18 protein-coding genes are annotated in these 21,090 nt (G+C 29.1%); all 18 read right to left on the bottom strand.

All coding sequences use genetic code 11. The features are described 5' to 3' along the window. Positions 1-19: 19 nt before the first annotated feature. The 18 genes from ACH5TX_RS05020 to ACH5TX_RS04935 all read right to left on the bottom strand — a co-directional run bounded on the left by ACH5TX_RS05020 (position 20) and on the right by ACH5TX_RS04935 (position 21,073). Positions 20-964: a phage tail-like protein gene (locus ACH5TX_RS05020; RefSeq protein ID WP_439338443.1), complete on the bottom strand. Its 945-nt coding sequence runs from the start codon at positions 962-964 to the stop codon at positions 20-22. 295 nt (positions 965-1,259) lie between these two features. Further along, the gene (locus ACH5TX_RS05015) at positions 1,260-3,398 is read right to left on the bottom strand and encodes a bi-domain-containing oxidoreductase (protein ID WP_439338442.1); all 2,139 of its coding nucleotides are present in this window, start codon (positions 3,396-3,398) and stop codon (positions 1,260-1,262) included. Between the two features lie 8 nt (positions 3,399-3,406). Further along, the gene (locus ACH5TX_RS05010; protein WP_439338441.1) at positions 3,407-4,630 is read right to left on the bottom strand and encodes an O-antigen ligase family protein; all 1,224 of its coding nucleotides are present in this window, start codon (positions 4,628-4,630) and stop codon (positions 3,407-3,409) included. A gap of 30 nt (positions 4,631-4,660) precedes the next feature. Then, positions 4,661-6,064, bottom strand: a complete 1,404-nt coding sequence (locus ACH5TX_RS05005) for a phenylacetate--CoA ligase family protein (protein WP_439338440.1) — start codon at positions 6,062-6,064, stop codon at positions 4,661-4,663. A gap of 12 nt (positions 6,065-6,076) precedes the next feature. After that, positions 6,077-6,499, bottom strand: a complete 423-nt coding sequence (locus ACH5TX_RS05000; RefSeq protein WP_439338439.1) for an acyltransferase — start codon at positions 6,497-6,499, stop codon at positions 6,077-6,079. Continuing rightward, the gene (locus tag ACH5TX_RS04995) at positions 6,483-7,652 is read right to left on the bottom strand and encodes a glycosyltransferase family 4 protein (RefSeq protein ID WP_439338438.1); all 1,170 of its coding nucleotides are present in this window, start codon (positions 7,650-7,652) and stop codon (positions 6,483-6,485) included. The genes ACH5TX_RS05000 and ACH5TX_RS04995 overlap by 17 nt, the downstream gene beginning before the upstream one ends. Next, the gene (locus ACH5TX_RS04990; protein ID WP_439338437.1) at positions 7,645-8,727 is read right to left on the bottom strand and encodes a glycosyltransferase family 4 protein; all 1,083 of its coding nucleotides are present in this window, start codon (positions 8,725-8,727) and stop codon (positions 7,645-7,647) included. Before ACH5TX_RS04990 ends, ACH5TX_RS04995 begins: the two co-directional genes overlap by 8 nt. Further along, positions 8,724-9,812 carry a glycosyltransferase family 4 protein gene (locus tag ACH5TX_RS04985; protein ID WP_439338436.1) on the bottom strand — a complete coding sequence of 363 codons (1,089 nt, stop codon included), beginning with the start codon at positions 9,810-9,812 and terminating at the stop codon, positions 8,724-8,726. Before ACH5TX_RS04985 ends, ACH5TX_RS04990 begins: the two co-directional genes overlap by 4 nt. Continuing rightward, positions 9,790-10,956: a glycosyltransferase family 4 protein gene (locus ACH5TX_RS04980; RefSeq protein ID WP_439338435.1), complete on the bottom strand. Its 1,167-nt coding sequence runs from the start codon at positions 10,954-10,956 to the stop codon at positions 9,790-9,792. The genes ACH5TX_RS04985 and ACH5TX_RS04980 overlap by 23 nt, the downstream gene beginning before the upstream one ends. Next, positions 10,953-12,095 (bottom strand): glycosyltransferase, encoded by a 1,143-nt coding sequence (locus ACH5TX_RS04975; RefSeq protein ID WP_439338434.1) that lies wholly within the window; start codon positions 12,093-12,095, stop codon positions 10,953-10,955. The genes ACH5TX_RS04980 and ACH5TX_RS04975 overlap by 4 nt, the downstream gene beginning before the upstream one ends. A gap of 3 nt (positions 12,096-12,098) precedes the next feature. Then, entirely contained in the window at positions 12,099-12,923 is an 825-nt protein-coding gene (locus ACH5TX_RS04970; protein ID WP_439338433.1) for a hypothetical protein, read from the bottom strand. Positions 12,924-13,007: 84 nt separating this feature from the next. Beyond that, positions 13,008-14,441 (bottom strand): MBOAT family O-acyltransferase, encoded by a 1,434-nt coding sequence (locus ACH5TX_RS04965; protein WP_439338432.1) that lies wholly within the window; start codon positions 14,439-14,441, stop codon positions 13,008-13,010. A gap of 2 nt (positions 14,442-14,443) precedes the next feature. Continuing rightward, on the bottom strand, positions 14,444-15,595 hold the full coding sequence (locus tag ACH5TX_RS04960) for a glycosyltransferase family 4 protein (RefSeq protein WP_439338431.1): 1,152 nt from the start codon (positions 15,593-15,595) through the stop codon (positions 14,444-14,446). Next, entirely contained in the window at positions 15,592-16,611 is a 1,020-nt protein-coding gene (locus ACH5TX_RS04955; protein ID WP_439338430.1) for an acyltransferase family protein, read from the bottom strand. The genes ACH5TX_RS04960 and ACH5TX_RS04955 overlap by 4 nt, the downstream gene beginning before the upstream one ends. After that, a complete protein-coding gene (locus ACH5TX_RS04950; protein ID WP_439338429.1) occupies positions 16,601-17,590 on the bottom strand; it encodes a polysaccharide deacetylase family protein in 990 nt (329 codons plus the stop codon). Before ACH5TX_RS04950 ends, ACH5TX_RS04955 begins: the two co-directional genes overlap by 11 nt. Before the next feature lies 1 nt (position 17,591). Beyond that, the gene (locus ACH5TX_RS04945) at positions 17,592-18,587 is read right to left on the bottom strand and encodes a GNAT family N-acetyltransferase (protein ID WP_439338428.1); all 996 of its coding nucleotides are present in this window, start codon (positions 18,585-18,587) and stop codon (positions 17,592-17,594) included. Further along, the gene (locus tag ACH5TX_RS04940; protein WP_439338427.1) at positions 18,580-20,097 is read right to left on the bottom strand and encodes a lipopolysaccharide biosynthesis protein; all 1,518 of its coding nucleotides are present in this window, start codon (positions 20,095-20,097) and stop codon (positions 18,580-18,582) included. Before ACH5TX_RS04940 ends, ACH5TX_RS04945 begins: the two co-directional genes overlap by 8 nt. Continuing rightward, complete coding sequence (locus ACH5TX_RS04935; protein WP_439338426.1) at positions 20,045-21,073, bottom strand: NAD-dependent epimerase/dehydratase family protein; 1,029 nt, start codon at positions 21,071-21,073, stop codon at positions 20,045-20,047. The genes ACH5TX_RS04940 and ACH5TX_RS04935 overlap by 53 nt, the downstream gene beginning before the upstream one ends. Positions 21,074-21,090 lie beyond the last annotated feature (17 nt).

Here is a 21,090-nt window from a genome sequence, read left to right as displayed (position 1 = left end):
AACAAATAAACACAAAGTATCAATCCTTTATGCAACGAACGCTAAGACCATAAGAAAGTTCCATATGAAAAACGCCGCTATCATCTAGTGGAAAGACCTGCATAGTATCTGCACCTACAAAACTACCACTACTATTATACGTACTAGTCCAATAGACGCCGATGTTACCCGCTTCTAAAATTTCGCCATATTCTAGGTCGCGCATGCCTGGATATGGGAGCTTTAATACCGAATTATAAGCGCCTTCATCATTCTGTTCACCATTACCCCAATAATCAGTACCGCCGTTGTTACTCTCGGCCAAAAACTCAGCTGCAGTTGGAATACGGTAACCTGAGGGACATGGATTATTTGTCCCTGATACACCCTGCCACAAGGTAACGTCCAATGTTACCAACCAATTGAATGGTGTTGGAGCATTTGTTATAAATTTACCGTTCCAAGCATTACCATCATCAGGTACTGTAGTAGTAGCCAAGGTTTCAATTTCATTACTCTGCTCTGTTCCATCAGAAGTTGTAGAACTTGTCCAAACTATGGTCTGATGACCATCGGAATCTCGACCCCACTGATAAAAATCGCCATATGACAAATGATCATTATAAGCCGTGGCTACCTGTTGAGCTCCCAAATTACGATCCATCCAATATTTACCCGTAGAAGAATATACGAATGTTGTTGGGTCTAGTAAGACCGATCCGCTAATGACGCTCAAAAAAGAAGAGCCATCGTAAAAATACAAACCCTTAGGGTCGCAATCTGTACAATAAACATGCAATCCCTCAGCTGGAGTTAAAATACCAACCATATCTTGATAACCCATACGGGGTGGTAAAAAACCCTGTGTTGTTGATGTTAAATCTAAAACACATGACTCATCGGGAGTTTCTGTACCTATACCAACCTGAGAATAACCCGATAAACATATTAATAGCACAAATAAAACTAATTTGTATTTTTTCATTATCATTATTATATAGAAACAAATGTAAAAAGAAACAACATCACAAATTAACTAAAAGTATTAACTGGTAAGTATAACAAATAAGTGTTTATAACGAAAAACTGCAATAGTTTTAAGAGAGAAAATACACGTTAATTAATTTCGCTTTATTTAAATTTTTCGATTGAAAATGCTAGTAATTAGTATAGAAAAACAAATATTAACACTTAAATAAATATTCTCAATACATTTTTAATTACAAAACTAAAATTTAATTCTATTAACATTTTAAATCATATAAAAAACAGGTTAAACTTTATATATAAAAATGATTTCCTTGAGTTTTTATAGACTCTAAAACCATAAAAGACGCTTTTGTAACCGCTACAATATCATTAAAATTAATAGGAGCTACTTGCCCTTTTAATAAGCTATCTAGAAAGGCTGCTACCATGTTACTTTGCCCCTTATTTTGGTTTAAAAGCTTTTGCTTATATGGTTTTCCTTTTCCGTAAATTTTTAATGCTTTAAAATCATTAAGAATGACTGTGGTGCCCGAAGCATATATTTCAATATATTCTTTAGATAATGATTTTGAGCCATTTGCATAATACCCAATAACTCCAGTAGATCCATTTTTAAATTGAATTAAAATATTTACAGTATCATTCAAGTTATGCGTATCTGGCAACGCAGTTGCCGATATTTTAACAGGCAAGCTTCCGTTTATATACGTTAAATAATCTATAAAATGACAAACTTCACCTAGTATTCTACCACCACCAATTTCTGAGTCTTGTATCCAACTATCTTGTGGTATGTAGCCTGCGTTAATTCTATACATCATGGTCATTGGTCCAGATCCTACGGTCTTTTTTATTTTTTGAGACAAAGGAGAAAAACGCCTGTTAAAACCTACCATAACTACATTGTTATGTTTATGTTGAGCTTTAATAATGGCATCGAGCTCGGTTTCTAATAAACATAATGGTTTTTCTACAAATACATGCTTATTCGCTTTTAAGGCTTTTAGTACATATTTGGCATGAGAATCGTGACGGCTTGCTATAAAAACAACATCTGTTTTATCGTTTAATATATCGTTTTCTTTTGTTGCGCAATATTGAAACCCAAATTTTTCTGCAACGCGCTTAGAGGTGGTTCCTGTATTGGTTAACACACCTACTTTTTGTATTTGATTTGATTGGCTTATATACGGCAATAAATTTCCTTGTGCATAACTACCTGCACCAATAAAAGATATATTTAGGATGCCAGATTTTGTAGGGTTTGAAATAAATATTTTCTCTTTATCAATCGTATTTTTAATATTATATTTTAATGCAATACCTGTAAAAGGTTCTGTTTTATTTACCACCAAATCAAAGGCTTTTGGGGCGTCTTCAAAATTAAATTGATGGGTTGTTAAATAATTAATATTAATTCTATTTTTTGATAGTAATTCTTGAAAGGCTTGCATGTTTCTTTTTTCGGTCCAGCGTACATAGGCTACCGGATAATCGATGCCTTTCTCTTCGTAATTTAAATCGTACCTACCAGGGCCATACGAACATGCCATTTTAAGTTCTAATTCTTTACGATACCAAAACGGATCGCGGTTAAACCCCGTTGGTACAGCTCCTAAAACAACAACTTTTCCTTTTTTTCTGGCTATAGTACCTGCAAAATTAATAGGATCTAAACTAGAGGTTGCTGCTGCAATAATAACAGCATCGGCACCAATGCCTTTTGTGTAAGAGCGAATTTCATCTTCAATACTAGAATTATCTCTTTCAAAGCCAACATCTACAGCTTTATTTATAACCGCCTGATTTACGGTATGTTTTGAAATATCGACACCAATAACGTTAACTCCCGATGCTTTAAGTATAAGTGCGGTTAATTGACCTAACAACCCAAGCCCAATAATAACACAGGTTTCTCCTAGTCTCATATCGGCTTGCCTAACACCTTGCATGGCAATAGCTCCTAAAGTATTATAAGCAGCATTTTTTAAATTAAAGTCTTCATCTAATTTTACACAAAGGTTTATGGGTACTGCAACCACTTCAGCATGATTAGCATAGCCTGCGCCTGCACAGGCTACTTTATCGCCTAAATTAAACTCTGTAACACCTTCTCCTACTTCTATAACTTCTCCCGCACAACTATACCCTAATGGCGAATAGGCATCTAGTTTTTTCATAACTGCTCTATAGGTTTGTATTGGGCCTTGTTTTTTTAAAGTATCTAGCACTTGTTTTACTTGCTGGGGGCGCTCCTTTGCTTTACCTATTAAACTTTTACGAGCCGCCTGTACCGTAGAGCCCTCGGTACCTGCACTAATAATAGAATAGTGATTTTTAACAATTACCATTCCTTTTCCTACTTGCGGGTATGGTATGTTTTGAATAATCATATCTCCAGAGCCTAATTTTTGTGTTAGTTGTTGCATATATATTTTTAATTATTTTCAAGTATTGCGGGGTTTACAAATAACAAGCCTATAATACCCCATACCAATATGTTATAATAATAATAAACTCCAGGGGTTAATCCCAAACTATCTATAAAAAACATCCCTAATAACATTAAAGCGAATACGCGTGTTTTTTTGTTAATTTTAAAAACATATAGTAAACTTCTTAATAAGAAAAAAGAAAACAATACGAGTCCAATAATACCACTTACCAATAATATTCTTAAAAACTCACTATGTACTGGTCTACTAATACCATCTCCTGTCCATTGAAATAAAGGTATTTGCTCATTTAACCAAAAATCCCAATAATTAGCCCAAATATAACCTCGACCCGCTAGTGTATATCTTACATCTTGGTATGTGCCATCATTATACCCTGCTTCCTTACTAAAAAGCTGTTCAATACTATCATAAATAACCTCTCCAAAATTAATATAGATAAGTATAGAAAATAGAGAAACGAATAGTATATACTTTAATTTTGATGAAGAAAAGGTAAACATTAACAATACCCATAAGCATATAATAGCAATTGCTGCTTTACTAAACACTAAATACACAGAAAATAAAGCAGACATAGATATACCTACTAGAACAACCATTAAAAACTTATTTATTTTTTTAAAAATAGACAAGTATAACATGCATGCAAAAAGGGTGAACATTCCATAAAACCTAACAGGGAAAGCGTCATGATAAACCCCAACAAATCGTGTTAAACCTACTGTTTTCCTTTCTTCAAAAATAACACCGGTTTGAAACTGAAAAACACTTACTGCAATAGGAAATATACCAGAAATAATAATAGCTATTAACAATTTTTGAAACTGGCTTCTATTGGTTACTAATAAAGGTATTAATAAAAACCCCATAAAAATATTAATATATATAATTAATATCTCTATACTATCCATAGGCTTTATTGTAAAAGCAAAAATAAGCCCAAAAGCATAAGCAATAAATAATATTTTAGCATTTGAAACCCATTTTTTTGGAAGATACTTTATTTTAAACAATACTGGATAAAATAATAAAGGAATTAAAATACCACCTATAGAACCAAATGAAAAAGGCCCTATCTTAAAGCTCCAAAAGGCATCCATAATTGATTTTGTAGCCACTAAAACTAAAAACGCTGCAAACATACCTTTAGAAAATCTAAGCGCTATAATAAATAATAGTATTAAAACAGGAACTATAATCATTTGTTTTGTTTATGTTTTTTAGGTAATACTTTACAAGGTTTTGAAAGTGTTTTGAAAATTTTGAATGAGTAAAATATGTTTACCTCTTGATGTTTTTTTAGTTTCTTTTACAAGTACTATACGTAATTCTAAGGTATTGGGTTTAACGCTCTTCAATAACGAATCTTCAAAATCTTTAATTTGCCTTATTGTCATAATATTTAAAGGGACAATCTTAATTAAAATAACCCCCATATTAGATTGTATTACTTGAAGTTCTTTAATATATTCAAATGCTTTATAATGTTCTCCAAAAATTAAGGATGTTAAAGTAATAGTAGTACCGTCTTTTAAAAAAATATAATTCTTATCTCTTCCTTCAATATTCTTTATGACAAAATTATGATTTATTAGTTTTTTATTTCCAGATATTTGCCCTAAATCACCTGTATCGTAACGTATCAAAGGCATTACCTCATTATCAAAACCTGTAGCAACGATACGTCCTATTTTATTTGGTTGTATAATAACTTTATCATTTTCATCTAGCAATTCTATATAACCATAAAAAGGATAAAAAATAAAATCTTCTTCTAAATTATATCTTACCCCATGTATTAAACTTTCTGAATGGCCATACCAGTTTACAATTTTTGAGGCATAAAAATTTTCAAAATAATTTATATCTGATACAGAAACTCCTTCTGAACCTAAAAAAATAGCCTTTAGATTTAACTCAAAAGAGCTTTTTTTAAGATAGGCTTTACATGCATTTGTGAAAATGGTTAAAGCAGAAGGATAAGCGTGAATAAAATCTGGTTTAAATTTTCTTATCGCATCATAAATATTTTCTATAGAATTTTCATTTATATTATTACAATTTATTATAAGTTTATTGCCTATAGCACCATATTCAAAATCTACATTATTCTTTAAAGCCTTTCCTCTTAACATTAACATTCGCTTTCTAGGTTTATAACCATATTTAGACCAATACCAATCGAAATGTGCTTTTTCTTTAGATCTTGTTGTTCCTTTATGAATATAAAATGTAAAGGGTTCTCCTGATGAACCTCCTGTATTTGCTTTTAAGAAGTAACTTCTTTTGCTTTTATTTATAAATAACTCTTTATCCTCATTTATAATATCCTTTGTTACAACTGGTAAGCTAGTAAACTCTTTAATAGATTCAATCTTTTTATATTTCTTATAAAATTCAACTTTTTTTATTGCTTCATTTACATTAAGAATTAATAGTTTCTCTGTTTCGATTAAAGTTTGGAGTTTATCCAAATGTTGAAATTTCTTAATTCTTTTATAATACTCTTTGTAAAATTTACCATACTTAATAGAATTTGGAATTAAATTATAAATAAATCCTACAAAATTTTTGGCCCAAGTCGGTGTTCCTAAATATAATTTTAAAAACGGATATAAATTATCTTCTAATGACATTTTTATATAATATTAAGCATGAGTGATTTGTCTTACTATTCTAACGGGATTTCCTAAAGCTAAAGAATTTGGTGGAATATCTTTGTTAACAAGACTTCCTGCTCCAATTACAGTATTGGCTCCTATAGTTACGTTCATTAACACGACTGTATTAACCCCAATAAAGACATTATCGTTAATAATAATTTTGCCTCTAGGATTATCATTTGGATTCATTTGCTTAATAGCTCCATCATGTGCAAGAAGCACACACCCGCTTGTAATATGTACTTTATTACCTATATAAATTTCTCCAAACTGTGTATCAATCTTAGCTCCTAAACTTATAAAAGTATTTTTTCCAATTTTAATACCACTAGCCTTTAAATAGCCATAATATATAAATCTTACGATCTGACCTAAACAAAAAAGACCTCTTCTAACTATTTTTTTCATTTAAAACAAAATTGAATAAATTAATATATTTATCAACAATAATTTTTTCTCTAAATTCCTTATTAAAGGTACGTTTACCATTTTTAGAAAGTAAATTCCTTAACGATGAATCAGATAAAAGTTTTATAATGTTAGACTCTAAAGCACTAATATCACCTGGCTTAATTATTACTCCATTAAAATCATTAATAATGAAATCTTTATTAGCCCCAACAGGTGTTGTTATTACTGGTAAACCTGCTGCCATAGATTCTAAAATAGACCTTGAAAAACCTTCTGAATACGATGGTAAAATAAATATCCAACTTTTTTCAATTAATTGCATTTTTTGTTTTCCGGTAACAATTCCTAAATTTAAATAGTTTCCTTTATATTTAGAATTCAAAATACGTGATTCTACCTCAAATGGATCTTCATACTTAATTCGCTCTCCACTATATTGGTTATATTTAACACCTGGTTCTCCTCTTTTTATATTACCACAAAAAACAAAATTTACATTCGGAAATTTTAAAGCTACATTAGGAATTACCTTAACAACATCAGTATATCCCTTTGCTTTAGTGAGATGCCCAAAAAACAAAACTTGTGGTTTTTTACTCAATAAATTTCTATTTAGCGAACTAAATACATCATCAACAGTATTAGGTATCATATTAATTTTATCATTAGAAATTAATCCCTTAAACTGATCTTTTAAGCATGCTGATTGAACAATAGCACTATCTACATACTTACAACAATATTTAATAATTTTTTGACTAAGTAATCTGAACTTTTTAAAATTTATATCAAAATGACTACCTCTAAAATGGATTATGTTTTTAACACCAAAAAATTTACATTGCAGTATAAACCATATATCCCTTCCTAACCAACCAATTTCAGTTGGAGTAACTAAATGATAAGCCAAATGTGGTCTTTTCATAATAATAATATAGAATAATTTAAAATTAAATTTAAATACTGAAATTAAAGCTTTAAAATCTATTCTCCCCTTTTTTGAGTTATCCTTTCTAACATTTGTATTTAAAAAAATAATATGATAATGATTTCTCAAATCTGATTCTAATAATTGTTTTGTGCTTAATTCTGGCCCTGAATATGGGGGTGGTAAAGGTCCTACAAACAATAATTTTGATTTTCTAGTCATTTAACGCTGTTATAATTTGTTTTGTCCAATCTAAAACACTTAACCCTTTAGATTTTTTAAGAGCATTAAAACAAAACTCTTCAACTTTTTTTCTATCTTTTAAAAACGTCTTTATTTTATTTAAATCATTATCAATAATATAACCATTCTCGCCATCTATTAGATAACTTATTTCTGGTCCATGCCTATTAGATTTAAGCGTTGCATAAGGTCTTCCATAAGCAAAAGCATGATTAATAGATAGCCCTGATGCACCAGGAATAAAAACTAAACTAGCTCTTGTCATAATGGGAGCAATTCTAATTTCTTCAACTATAGTTCTATGCCATATTATTTTAGGATTATGTTTCATTGCTTTTTTAACTAGAAAACTATCTGGACCATCACCAATAATTTCAAGCATAAATTTGTTATTTCTTTTTTCACTAATTTCGTTAAAGAAATCAATTAAAACACCTATTCTCTTACTAGGTATTAACCTACCTATAAAAACTATCGTTATTGTATCAATTGGAGGTAACTCAAAGTTATAGTTTTTATCAACTTCAATGGTATCAATAGTATTATTAGCCCATCCTGCTTTATTTTTCTCTATAATTCTATTTGTTATAGCCCAATTATAACTTTCTTGAGTATAAAAAATAACTCTGTCTAATTGTTTAAAAAAAATTTTAGTTAATAAAACATCTATTCTGTGAATTTTTCTTCTTTTTGGTTTAATCAAATGATGATTATATGAAAAGAGTCTAACACAATTATTTTGTTTCCTTAACCTCATAGCATAAAGTAATAAAGGAATATTCTTTTTTTCAGCAGGAATTAAAACCCAATTGTAATTATTAAAACATTTTTTAAGTTGTTTTCTAACTTTGCCATTTTTTCCAAAGTTTTGTTTATTTACAGGTAGCTGAATATGCTTAAAATAATATTGTCCTCCTATTTCTTGATCACCCATACCTTGTCTACCTGTACCAGAAAGTAGAGTAAGACTAATGCCTTCTACTTTGGCTAGATGATTTAAAAATCTAACTTTGTAATGGTTTATATTAGGGGCTAACCAGAGAACCTTTTTCATTTTGTTAACATCGATTTATATTCTTTATAATAATCTTGTTCCATGCGCTCTATACTAAAATACTTTTTAGCGTAAGAGATTTTCTGTTTAGCTGAATGCGATATATAACTCTTACTTTTAGAATAAAGCAATAAACGTTTAGCAAGTTCCACTTCGTTTTCAACGATATCATGAGGTTCTATAGGTTCTATAATTTCCTTCATGCCTCCAGAATCCTTAAACACTATCATAGGTTTGCCATGTATAAAAGCTTCGACAGCTACCAATCCAAAAGGTTCATTTTCTGAAGGACAAACCACAACATCAAAAACTTTATAATATGCTGAAACATTTGTTTTATAGCCTTCTAATATTACTGATGTTCCTAACTTTAAATCTTTTACTAGCTTTTTAATGATATTAAAATCTGAACCATCTCCTACTAAAACCAGCGTACCTATACCGCCGAGGTCTTGATATTTCTTAAATGCTCCTATTAATCTATCTATACGTTTTCTTGGTGTAAACCTAGATACTAGACCTATTGTAAATTCTTTGCTATTATTAACCTTTTCATCCAAATTATAGTCACTTAAAGTAATGCCATTTAATATTACTGCTGTCTTTACTTTTTCCAAACCATAATGTTGTTTAGCTAAACCTAAAGTATAATTTGAGTTCGTTATTAAACCATCTACATAATTAAGCAACCATTTTTTTAAAGATTCTCTTATATAATATTTTAAGAGACCTTCCTTTCTCACTCCTTTAGATAACCCATGAATGGTATATAAAACCTTTACTTTAGAACGTTTAGCTGCTAAAGCGCGTATGGGAGAAAAACTATGTAAGTGAACAATTTGAAAACCCTCAAATTCCTTTTTAAGGGTTATATAAGTTATATAATTAAAATCGAAACCACCTTTAATACCAGAATCGAGAATAGAAATATCTTGTTCTAACAAGTATTCATAATATTGACCACTACGCGTATCAAACATTATAGACACATCTATTCCATGCTTTTTTTGTGCAATAGCAAGTTCTATAACTAAGCGTTCAATACCTCCAATATGTGGGCTATTAAGACAATGTAATACCTTCATCTTCTATTGTATTTATAAAATTATCTGTCATTTTTTTAATACTATGGTTTTTACATCCATATGCATATGCATTCTCTGACAGCACTTTATAAACCTCATAATCAGAAAACATGTATATTACCTTTTTAAAAGCTTCATCAAGAGATGTTACATTAAAACCTAAGTTGTTTTGTTCTATAATAGCATCAGGATCTGCTCCAAACACCATTACAGGCATACCTCTTAACCAAGATTGTATATAAGTGTTAGAAAAACCTTCACTAACAGAAGTATTAATTAATAATGTTGACTTATCAAAAAACTCTAAAGATTCTTTAAAAGATAGTTGACCTGTACAATGTAAATTAGATGGTTTGTCTTTTAAAAGGCTTGCTACATAGTCTTTATCACTATGACCTCCTACCATTACAAAATTTAAATCTGTATGTTGCATACGTTTAGCTAGTTCAATAAATAATTCGGGCCGTTTATGCGATCCAAAATTAGCACACCATAATACCGTTTTAAATGAAAATCGCTTTTTTGAACTTAAATTTTCTAATGGGAATGGATGCCCAGAAATCATTTGATGTGTAGATATCTCAAAGTTTGATTTTATAAGAAGTTTTTGAAACTCATTTTGTGAAAAACCACAATCAACGTACTTAATACCTCTATTACGGTAATAATCCATGATTTTGGCATTTAGTAAAAAAATAATATACTTAAAAAAAGATATAGTCTTTAACGAAAACTTTGCTTTAAATTTCTTTACATGAAAGTTTTTGTAAGGGTTTAAATTATCGGTACAAATCCAAGTATAAACAGCCTTGTTTTTTTTACAATACTGACCAATAACATAATTAACATTTGATGACATACGTTGGATAACTATCTCTGGTTTTATCATATTCAACAGCTTGTCATATTTACTTTGATCGAACCAAGGAAATCGTACTGAAGGTTTTAACCAATAAATAGCTACTCCACTAATTTTTTCTAAACTATTTATTTTATTTTGATTATTAGTTTGACAGATATAAAACACATTATTTCCTCTGTTGGTTAATTCCATTGCCAAATAATTAGCTTGTACCTCGGCTCCACCACCTTGTTCTGATATATGCCAAGGCATAACAAATGCTATTTTCTTTTTAATATTCATGAATTTGATGCTTTAAACAGATTTATATAATCAGAAATAATAGCTTTATTAGAAAATGTTTCTGTAGCAAACTTAATAGCATTAGCATTCATGCTTTCTAAGACATCAGGCTTATTTATTAGTAACTGTAGCTTTTCTTTTAAAGCATTAAGATTTCCTTTAGCGCAAAAACCTATATTGTGAGTATCCATCCAATTATTGGGGTCATGATGTAAAGACAGAACAACCGTACCATTTAACCAACTTTGAATGTAAGCATTGGGCACACCATCTGCTTCTGGTTTACTGGTATTAATATATATTTTTGAAGACTCGTAAAATTTAAAAGAGTCTTTAAAATCAACGGCTCCTATCATATCAACAGAGGTATCTTTAATTAAACTTGTTATTTCAACTTCATATGATTTATCTTTTGTTCCTCCTCCTAAAATAGCTTGCCATTTTTTTAATGAGCTGTTGTTTACCAATTCTATAAATACATTGGGTTGCTTATTAGGAGATAGTGTTGCCAACCATAAAATTTTATTCTCTTTTTTAACGCCTTTATTCTGGTAAAAAAAATAGCTTGGTAATACTATGCCTTCTTTATTTAAAATACGCTTAGTTTCTTGCTGTTGATGAATGGATTGATTAATGACAACCTGAGCCATTTTCATGCCCATATTTATAAAAAAATCTTCTGCTATTTTTAAAGGATATAAAACTATCTTTTTCAGAAAAAATTTATTGGAATGTTTAAGCCGTTTGGTGTTTTTCCAAAACTCGGCACTATCATCTCCATTAGTACCCCAAACATAGGTTATATTATGTTTATTAGCATAAATGCCTGCTACATATTGTAACACATTTCTACCTCTTACATATATAGCATCTGGTTTAATTAGAAAAAGTAAACTTTGATAATGCTTCATTATTTTTTTCCATGCTAAAATGCCTATTTCTGCTTGAATCCAATAAAAATGAACACCATCAATAATTTCATGAGTTGGCTTGCTTTTATCTTTGGTACTTGTTATATAATACACTTCTATACCAGCTTCTTTAAAGCCATAAGTTAAATTATGCAATTGTACTAACGTCCCGTTAATGGATGCTGTATCATCGTACAAATAAGCTTGTGATAGTATGGCTAGCTTCATATGTTATTCATTTTTGATATCCTTTAAAACTATAGACGTAAATAATTTTGCTCCTTTTAAATTTAAATGATCAGAATTTAAATAGTATTTATCCTCTAATTTCAAATTTGAATAATCAAAGATTCTTATCGATGGGTATTTTAACTTCAATTGATTCAGATAATCCTTGTAATTTTTTAATTGATCTGACGACATCAAATGTCGATAATTAGCATGTAAAGGTGTACCTATTATTGTTAGACTACATTTCTTCGAAAGAAATAATTCTATTAAATCATAATAATAATTAATCAATTTATCTGATTTATTTTGAGCTATATCCATATTTAATTCATTGCCATAATGCCTTAAATGCACACCTTTTGCTTCTGTAAGATTAATTATTGATGTATCCCTTCCTTTATAAAAACCACCTTTAAAAGTTTCTTTATATTTAAAATTACTTTCTATATTAGGAGCTCCGAAAAGCTTTTTAATATGTAAAACTAGCTGTGTATTAAAAGGTAAATTATTATAGTCTTTTAATAAATTTAAATTATTTAATACTACCCAATATTTACTTAGGGTTGCGCCAGTTGAGTCTTTTTTAAAAAACCTTTTTTCATGCCACTCACTTATGTTGTGTGGGCTTATAGTTAAAAGAATTTCTTTATTCGATGCCTTTTGAAATAAGTATGAGACCTTAAGATACGTGAGGTTTGGAACTTCTGATCTAACACCAAAATTTTGTATATCATTTTCTTTATCGTAAAAACAAGTTTCGGCATGTGAATCTCCAAAGATTAACACTTTTTTATCAGGATTTATTTTATAATCTTTTAAAACCATTCTTTTAATTATAAAATTAGAAACAGCTCCAAAGCAAAGGATTATAATAATTCCAAAAAATATTTTTTTTAAGTATCTCATAATCTAAAAATCAAAATAGATAAATTCCTGTGGGCTCAAAAAATTTGCCATCCATACAAATAAAATTATTGTTATAATAATAACAGATGAATTAATTAACTTATATTTTGAAATATGAAAGGGACTTTCTTTTATTCTAAACAACCAATCAATGAGTAAAAAAACACCTAAAACAGGAAGCATTCTTAAAAACTTTATTTCTCCAAAAAAACCTCGCTTGTTCATAATTATTGAATTTATATATTCAAAAGCTAAAGTCAAGCTATTCGCTCTAAAAAAAATCCAAGCAAAGCAAGTCATACTAAAAGTAATCCCCATTAATAGCAGCTCCTTTAATGTAGGAAGCATAGTGTTTTGTGCTACTGTATTAGTATAAATGCGGTTCTTATTAGTTAGTAATAATGGAAGAAAAAACAACGCATGTAAAGCCCCCCAAACAATAAAGGTCCAATTCGCACCGTGCCAAAACCCGCTAACTAAAAAAATAATAAATGTATTTCGTATCTGTATCCATTTACCTCCTCGACTTCCTCCCAAAGGAATATAGAGATAATCTCTAAACCAAGTAGATAAAGATATATGCCAACGTCTCCAAAACTCTGCGATATCTCTTGAAAAATAGGGTGTTCTAAAGTTTGTCATTAAAGAAAACCCAAATAACTTGGACACACCAATAGCAATATCTGAATATCCAGAAAAATCCCCATAGATTTGAAATGCAAATAATACTGTTCCAAAGATTAAGGTTACTGAATTATAATCTTGAGGTGCGTCAAATATTTGATTCACAAAAACAGCACAATTATCTGCAATGACCATTTTTTTAAAAAAACCCCATAAAATTTGTTTCATACCATCGGCTGCAAATTTTTCATTAAAATGACGCTTTTTTGAAAACTGTGGCAATAAATTTGAAGCACGCTCAATAGGGCCTGCTACTAACTGTGGAAAAAAACTAACATATGCAAAAAAATGCACTGCGTTCTTTGTTGGTTTCAACTGACCTCTATAAATATCAATCGTATAACTTAAGGTTTGAAATGTATAAAAACTAATCCCCACAGGCAATATAACTTGTAGTGAGCTTGCATGCATTTGTATGCCTATAGAATGAAACGCATTAATGAAATTTTCTAAAAAAAAATTGTAGTATTTAAAAAATCCTAATATACCAAGATTAACAAACAAACTTAATCCTAGAAAATATTTCTTGATTCGTTTCGATTCTGATTTTGAAATTTGAATACCCAAAATATAATCAACCAATGAACTAAATGCTATAAGCATCAAAAAACGCCAATCCCACCAACCATAAAAAATGTAGCTTACAACCAATAGAAAAAAGTTCTGTAGATTTATATGTTTATTAAACACAAACCAGTAAAGAACAAATACTATCGGAATAAATATTAAAAACTCTAATGAATTAAATAACATAATTATACTATTTTATTATACAAATGGCTCAATTGGTCTGCAACATTAGCCCATGTTAAATGTGCTACTGATTGACCAATCATAGTCTTGATGCTTTTTAATTGCTCCTTTTTATCATACAAATCCAATATCATATCGGCTAAATATGAAGGTGTTTCCTCATCCATAATCCAACCTGTTTCTCCTTTATTTATAACATCTCTAACACCATGTTTTTTGCCTATAATAATAGGTATACCACAAGCTAGTGCATCGGCAGCTGAATTACCAAAGGATTCTACATACGATGTAGAAATATAAATATTTGAAGAACGGTACAGATTTATTAAATCTGGATAAGGTGGTTGCATTTTTATATCATAGTTTTCAGGAATTTGACCTGTAAAAATCATCTTATCCAAAATATTATAATCTTCAGCTAATAACTTTAGATCTTGAATAGGTCCTACACAGATACATTTAATTTTTTTATAGTCTTTTAATTTTTTAAGTGCTTCAAAAAGTAATGCCATCCGTTTTACTGGTTTGTTTCTCCCAACCGTAATAATCAGAAAATCATCTTCATCAACACCTAACAAAGGTCTTTGATTTTTAAAAGGAATATTATTTATTTCTTCTACTTGTATACCATTATGTATGACTGACACCTTATTTTCATCAGCCCCTAAATCCACCATGTTTTGCTTATTAATTTGACTAACCGCAATTAAATGATCGGCATGTTTGATGACTGATTTTACGCGCTGCTTTAAATGATCATCCAATAAAGCTCCATAATTTATAGTTTCAACGACCTGCACATCTGAACCATGTGAATGCCCGATAAAAGGAAGGTTATATTTTCTGCTTTGATTAGAACAGTAATAACCACCTCCATGAAGCATAGGGCCATGCAATAGATTTATATTTTGTTCTTTTATCATCTTATTTTGGTTATATTTAAACAACCAAGGCGTAAAATAAGACATACTTTTAGCTCTATAACAGTTATAAGCATAATGAAAATCTTTAGGAATTCCTTTTAAAGAATTGCAAGCCAGATTAACGTGTATATCCTCTCGTTTGTTCAATTCATTTGCCATAAAATGAGTAACATATTCCATACCTCCAAGCCTTGGATAATGATGTGCCGTTAAGATTCCTAGATTAATCATAATGTCTTTAATTTATATGTTTTACCCACGAATATTGGAAAATAACTATTTAGAATCTTTATCAAAGGATAGAGAATTGCTAAAACAAATAGAAATATAATATACCAGTCTAAATAAAAATCAAACGCTTTCATTAATGAATTACTAAGTCTAACAACAATTCCATGTAAACCTAAAACTATTAAGCTATTACAACCATAAAACGCTATAAAAAAGTTCTTGTTTATCATTTTACTAATACACATTAACATGGCAGTTCCTGCTATAAAGGAAGATATGAGTAAAATAGGATTATCATACTTCAAATTCATCATATTTATATTAGGCTTAAACCATAAATTCAAAAACAATAAAAAACAAAAGGCTACAAGGAAGATTAAGCCCATTTTTTGTTTAGAAATAGATATTCTTTTAATAATATACTTTTTTAATGCTATACCCATATAAAAAAATGATAAAGCCATTGGTACAATGTCAATCCCAAAAGGCAGACGAATATGAGTATTAATTAAATAGATAGAAATGAAATAGCCAAAAACAAAACTGATTCCTAACTTTAAAGCTAGATTCATTTTTATTAGAAAAAAATGAAACATCTCAACCCAAAACAATACCATTAAAAACCAAATAACCTTATTTATTGGAAGCGGGTTACCATTATAATATGTAATTCTAATGATATCATTTAAATGTTTACTTTGAATTGGATTGTTCAAAACAACTTTAAAGAATAGCATAATAAATATGCTCAACAATCCAAAAAACAAATATGGTATCAATAATGTTCTTCCCTTTTTTCCTATTAAGCTGCCAATTTTTGTAGACTCTTTATTTAAATAACCTGACAAAAAAAAGAAAAAAGGCATATGAAACGAATAAATCATGTTATGTAAAAACTCATTTGTATTCAAATGACCTATAATTACTAACCAAATTCCAAGACCTTTTGCTATATCAATGAAATGAATCCTCTCTTGATACTGTAATACCTTAAAATCTTTTTTATTATTTATCATAACTTGATTTTAATACATGAGGTATCTCTGATAATGCAACAAAAACAACGTCTTTATTATTTGTAATCCATTCCAAATAATCTTCAAGTCTTTTAATAATTAAATTCATTGATTCTTTAGTCAGGCTATAAGGGCTTGTATTAATTTCAAACTCATTACTATGAAACATCATACATAAAAAAACATCGTCTCCATTCGCCATAGAAACAAAGTCATTTGTTATATTTTTCATAGTTTCTACATCAGAATAGGTAGGGCGTAACCATACTGGTTTAGAAAAACCAGTTATATAATTAAACAGTATATGTTGGTAGGGTTTATTTAGTAAAATCCTCCTTTTTATCCATTTAGGAATTTTTCTTAATTTTCTATTTATTAAAGTCACAGGAACTTGAATAATATTCAAATAACCCAGTTTTCTAAAATCTGAATTTGATGGATAATAAGGTTGATAGGGGCTACCCATAAAATTAACCGAATTACCATTCGTGTTTTTCCAATGCATATCAGGAGTTACTGAGCTATCAACCTTATAGCCCAGATCTTCTAAAAACTGGAGTGAATCTTCACTTATACCAAAACGTCCTGCTCTAAATGATAAAGGTTGATAGCCAAACTTTTCTTTAAATAAGTTTGTTAGGTTTTCTAACTTCTCTTTTTCTATAGAAGCCTCAAAATCTTTTTGGTAATGATTTGTATTATCTGACTTAAAATTTGATTGCGGCTCAATAAATTCTGAATGTAAATGTGTTCCTAATTCGACCTTATTTCCAAAACTTTTGAAAACACTGACAGACTTAGCATCATAAATGACTTCAGGGCTTAATAAGTAGGTTGCTTTCACCTTATATTTATCGAAAATAGGTTGTAAGTTATTTACAATACCTTCATATATATTCTTGAATGCTAGTGGTTGTTTTACTTTCCACTTTGCCCCTTTATCACATTCTGTATCTACAGTTATTGCTAAATAAATCATATCATTCATTCTTATCAATGCGCATATAATGCATGTTCTCTAACTCTTCTTCCTTAAATGAAAAATTTTTATTAACTATTTTAATTAAAACATTATTTGTATCTCTTATTAGTTTTAAACCATTCTTTTGAAAAGCTACATTTACACTATTAAAATCATTTATGTTACAATTAATACGAGTTATGTTTTCATTTAACCAAGCTTGTTTTATAATGTACTTTATTAATTTATCCAAATGGTTTGTATTTAATCCTGTAGAAAGTATATCCTTAATATAAATCATATTTGATGTAAACTGAACTATAGCGACTGCCTGTAGCTTTTTCTGTTTATCAAAAAATCCATAAATCACATTTTTTCCATCTGTTTTTTTTAATCGCCATTCTAAATGCGATGGTGGTTTATTAAAAAAAAACTTAAATGATTTTTGATTAATCTTAATAAAATCAATATAAGTATGACTACTTATTTCTTCTACACAATATTCCTCCCTTTTAAATTTTAATAGGAAAAAAAAACAGTTTACTCTATTAAGAGGTTTCAAAATAGAGATGTTATACCTAATTTTCTTTTTTAGCATAACTGTCGAAAAAAAATCCTGATATTCCAATTTCAGAAATGCCTTTCTTGATTTTTCGTTGCCAGATCCAATAAAAAAATAAACATTAATTTTAGATGAAAAATCTTTACAATGATTTAATAGTTTCTCAAACAATCCAAATCTTCTATAATTTTTATGAGTTGCACCATCTGCTAATAACCCAAAACGAATTATTTTACCTGAAACAGTAATTGTATTTATTATAAGTTGTAAAGAAGCAATACATAGATTATCATGAAAAACACAAAATGTATATTCTTCTACTTGTAAATCTTGATTTAAATTATGCTTCCATACATAATAATCTATACTCTTATTGAAATTTTCTTGCAGAAGATTTAATAAGAGTTTAACATCTTCATTTGATTGCTTATTAAGTAACTCTATATTATACATTCAAAAATTTTAATCGTTTTAAAGATTGATACATTACTGATTTAATTCTTAAAATAAAATTCTTATATAATTTATTCTCAAAATATCTTAATAAAACAACAAAAAATACCAGGCCAAAAATCATTTGACCTATTAACACTACAATTGGTTTTAGCTGTAAATAATTAAAACAATAAATAAGAAAAAATAGAATTACCGAAATACCTAAAGCAGATTTAATAGTCTTTAATACGCCATTTTTAAATTTAATAATTTTATTATAATGAAAAGTTGTATATACCCATCCTATAAGAGCACCCGCTAAATAACCAAATATAAGTCCGTAAACACCATAATAGGGCATTAATAAATACATAATTGGTAATGAAGGTAATAACTCAAAAATAGTTGAAATAAATATAATACTTGATTTACCTTTAGCTATAATAGCACTTCTTAAAATACTCGAAATTCCTCTTAAAATACCAACTAAAGATAAAACTAATAACATGTTTCTTGCATCTTGCCATTTTAAACCATAAAACACAAGTATTAAATTTGTACTAATAGCCATAAGCATAACCATGAAAGGGATAAAAAACAAAGATGTAATACGTAATGCTTCGCTGTAGTTTTCTTTATTTTTTTTAACATTATCTTGTATTTTAGAAAACCCTGGAGTTAAAACAGATGCTATCACATTTTTAATTTTAGATGCTGGTATTATAGCCAAATTATAAGCAATGTTAAATAAACCTAAAACGTCTTTCCCTAAGTATTTACCTGTCATGATAGCGACCAAATTCTCTGCGAAATAATAAACAATATTAGATCCAAGCATATTAAAACCAAATTTAAATAAAGGCTTTATACCTTTAAATTCTGGTTTTATAGGTATCCATTTACCATAATAAAAAGAAAGTAACCCAAAAATTAATCTTTGAATGATAAGTCTCCAAACTAATGCCCAAACTCCAAATCCTTGAACAGCTAAAACAGTAGCTATACCATTAGAAAGAAGCAATGAGTAAATTTCAATTAATGAAAAGCTTTTAAACTTTAGTTCTTTCCTTAACAAAATATTAGGAAATTGTAATGATTGTAAAAGAATAATAAAAGAAAAGCCTTTAATTAATGGCACTAATTCTGGCTCTTTAAAAAATAAGGCTGCAATATTTGCTCCAAAAAAAACAACGATTGTTAAAAAAACATTAAGTGCTAGTTGTATATAAAAAATAGCTGAAATCTGATTTTTATTAATGGTTTGACTTTGAATGATTGCTCCACCAAATCCAATATTTGTCATTGATACAACAAACCTATTAACAAGCATAGCCATGGTTACTAAACCAAAATCACTTTTAGAAAGTAATCTTGCTAAAATCATAGTAAAAATAATTTGCAATACTTGTTGTATGACATCAGAACTACCTCTCCATGCAATACCTGATAAGGTTTGAGCTTTTAGAGATTTATTACTAAACATGGTAATAAGTTTTATACCAAGTAATAAAATACTTAATCCCTTCACTCACATTAGTTTTTACTTCGTATGGATAATCATGCTTCAATTTTGAAGAATCAGACCATGTGTTAAAAACATCACCTGCTTGCATGGGTAACATTTCTTTCTCTGCTACTAAATCAAGTTCATCTTCAATAGCCTCGATAAAATCCATCAATCTTACGGGAGATCCATTTCCTATATTATATATATTATATTTTGAATTACCTGAATTATCTCCAACCAACGTATGTATGATACCATTTACAATATCATCTATATATGTAAAATCTCTTAACATATTACCATGATTAAAAACCTTAATAGGCTTTTTATTTAAAATAGCATCTGTAAAAAGAAATAACGCCATATCGGGTCGCCCCCAAGGTCCATAAACTGTAAAGAAGCGGAGTCCTACAGTTTCAAAATCATACAAATGACTGTAAGCATATGCAATAAGTTCATTAGACTTTTTTGTTGCTGCATATAAACTTATAGGAGCATCAACACAATCAGTTTCAGTAAGCCGTTCTTTTTTAGAGTCACCATAAACACTAGAGCTACTAGCGTAGACTAATTTTGAAACATTATAAATTTTACAACACTGTAAAATATTATAAAACCCTACTAAATTAGTATTCACATAAACATCCGGATTCTCTATGGAATAACGAACACCTGCTTGGGCTGCTAGGTTACAAACCGCATCGAATTTAAAATTTTGAAACAAATTAAAAAGTGCATCTTTATCTTCAATATTAATTCTAATAAACTGCATTTGTATACCATGCTTTTCACTTGAACTTATTTTGTTAAGTGCTTTGGCAGCATCTCTATTTATACCTAAATTATTTAAGCGAGCATACTTTAAATTAATATCGTAATAATCATTGATAATATCTAAACCCACAACATTATGTCCTAATTGTAACAGTTTTTCACATAAGTGATAACCAATAAATCCTGCTACACCTGTTACTAAAATCGTTTTTTGATTATTCATTTACTATATTCATTATT

It is taken from the genome of Thalassobellus citreus (assembly GCF_044385915.1).
In the GTDB taxonomy this organism is placed as follows: domain Bacteria; phylum Bacteroidota; class Bacteroidia; order Flavobacteriales; family Flavobacteriaceae; genus Thalassobellus; species Thalassobellus citreus.
The sequence above is the reverse complement of the archived record's forward strand: the minus strand, read 5'-3'. Positions and strand labels throughout refer to the sequence as shown.